Source organism: Apibacter muscae, from assembly GCF_007845635.1.
In the GTDB taxonomy this organism is placed as follows: domain Bacteria; phylum Bacteroidota; class Bacteroidia; order Flavobacteriales; family Weeksellaceae; genus Apibacter; species Apibacter muscae.
In genome coordinates this window covers 1-1,873 of record NZ_SELG01000015.1, presented here as the reverse complement: position 1 = coordinate 1,873, position 1,873 = coordinate 1, and the positions used below count along the sequence as shown (strand labels likewise).

At 29.8% G+C, this 1,873-nt stretch carries 4 protein-coding genes; 2 read left to right on the top strand and 2 right to left on the bottom strand.

All coding sequences use genetic code 11. From position 1 onward, the window contains the following. The coding region (locus ETU08_RS00525) for a CHC2 zinc finger domain-containing protein (protein ID WP_221410527.1) at nucleotides 1–344 on the bottom strand (344 nt) is incomplete at its 3' end. Nucleotides 345–485: 141 nt separating this feature from the next. Here ETU08_RS00525 and ETU08_RS00520 point away from each other — a divergent pair. Continuing rightward, nucleotides 486–857: a helix-turn-helix domain-containing protein gene (locus ETU08_RS00520; protein WP_146261060.1), complete on the top strand. Its 372-nt coding sequence runs from the start codon at nucleotides 486–488 to the stop codon at nucleotides 855–857. 176 nt (nucleotides 858–1,033) lie between these two features. Then, nucleotides 1,034–1,309, top strand: coding sequence for a hypothetical protein (locus ETU08_RS00515; RefSeq protein WP_146261059.1), 276 nt, complete (start codon nucleotides 1,034–1,036; stop codon nucleotides 1,307–1,309). A 40-nt stretch (nucleotides 1,310–1,349) separates the two neighbouring features. Here ETU08_RS00515 and ETU08_RS00510 read toward each other — a convergent pair. Next, nucleotides 1,350–1,873: ADP-ribosylglycohydrolase family protein (locus ETU08_RS00510; RefSeq protein WP_185145245.1), on the bottom strand; the 524-nt coding region annotated here is incomplete at its 5' end.

Here is a 1,873-nt window from a genome sequence, read left to right as displayed (position 1 = left end):
TTCATTTTATAGAAGATTTCTTCTAATCGGTCCATGGGGAGTTCTTGATATTCTTTATAACTGCTTTTAGTTGCTAACCCTATCCACTGAGAGGCTTTTGCAATAGCTTGTGCTTTGGTGAGTTTTTCGTAATACATAATAAAGTCTATGACATCGATGACTTTATTGGATTGGGGGCAGTTTCCGCTGTAACATCTGACGGTATTGGAATCGTTAAAAATTTGCATGCTGGGGGTTTGGTCTTCGTGAAAGGGACATCGGCACATCTGGTTTTTTTCTGGTATTTGGTAATTTTCTAATACTTCTTGAATGCTTAATTTTTGTTTGATTTCTGGGATACTCATAACTAGGGTTTTTTATTGAGTAGATTAATTTGTGATTTTTTAGAACACTACAAAGATATAAAAATGTTCTTTTAAAGAACTATTGTTTTCTCTAAAATAAAACATTTTAAATGTTATTGTTCTTATTTGTAACTTTGAGTTATGAAATTAGGGGATAATTTAAAGCGATTAAGGGAAGGCAAGGGATATACGCAACAGCAAATGGCTGAGCTTATTCATACGCACAGAACGGGTTATTCTAAGATGGAAAATAACCAGCAGGATATTCCTGTGGATGCTTTAATTTATATTTCTAAACATTTTGGTATTTCTGTGGATGATATTATTTTCTATAATGAGAAAAATGAAATTCCTCAAGAAATTTCTATTAAAGATGCGGAAGCTTTGGAACAATTGAAACTTATCAATGAATTGGAACCAGAGGAAAAAAATATTCTTCTTAAATTAATTGAAACCTTTATTTCTAAAAAAAGGTTTAAGGATTATTTACAAAATAATATTGCTTCTCTTTAGTTAATTGCAAATAATTTTTCGGGATTATTTTTATACTTTTGTGTTGTCAAACGTTTACAACATGAAATTTATAAATTTAATATTTACCATATGGCGGTGTTCGGTAGCGGTAACGCCCGAAAATTCTTACACTTGTTGTATGCGTTTGACAACACCGCCTTTTTATTTGTTATATTATGTCAAACGCAAATTTTAAATCTGAAAATCTAAACAACAATTTAAACCCTGAAAGCCTTAAAGTGTTTTTAACTGCCTTGGATAATTTCTCTTTTATTGGGGATTACCAGCAGTTGGGATTCTCTATTCAGGCGCTTATTAAAGCTCTGAAAGTGGCTATTTTAGATCCTAGGAATCCTTTAAACAGGGACGAGTTTTTTTTGCTTCTATCCTTACTCTTAGAATTGATCCCTTCTTCTGAATGGGAACTCTTAGACAAGCTGAATAAGAATTAATTAAATAAAAACACCAACCTTTAGGGTTGGTGTTTTTGTATTATTCTAACTTATTAATCATATTATCTATTTCTTTTTTTCTGGCTAATTTTAATAACCATTCTTGAGGAATACTTTCATGACTATATAATAAACCAGCTAATCCCCCTGTAACCGCTCCTGTAGTATCTGTATCTTCTCCTAAATTAACTGCTTTTAGTATTGAATCTTTATAATTCTGTGTTTTAAATAAACACCAAATGCTAGCTTCTAATGTATCAATAACATAACCACTACTTTGTATATCTTCTTCTTTTAAATCAAATATTCTATTTTGTAAAAGGCGATCAAATTTCTTTATTTCTTTTGATGGTATTTTTTGTTCTAGTAAAAAATTAGAGATGTGGTTTTGTAATTTAAAATATATTTCCTCTATATCTTTATCTTTTATTAGAAGCATTGCAAATTCAAGATAATAAAAGCATGCTATAATTGATCGAATATGTGAATGTGTTATAGAAGAAACTTCACTAACTATTTTAAATCTTTCTTTTGGGTCTTGAATATCTTTTAGTATTAATAATA

What these genes read in the sequence shown, in the direction of transcription:
- ETU08_RS00520 (WP_146261060.1), top strand. Translation starts at nt 486, where the DNA reads ATGAAATTAGGGGATAATTTAAAGCGATTAAGGGAAGGCAAGGGATAT.
- ETU08_RS00515 (WP_146261059.1), top strand. Translation starts at nt 1,034, where the DNA reads ATGTCAAACGCAAATTTTAAATCTGAAAATCTAAACAACAATTTAAAC.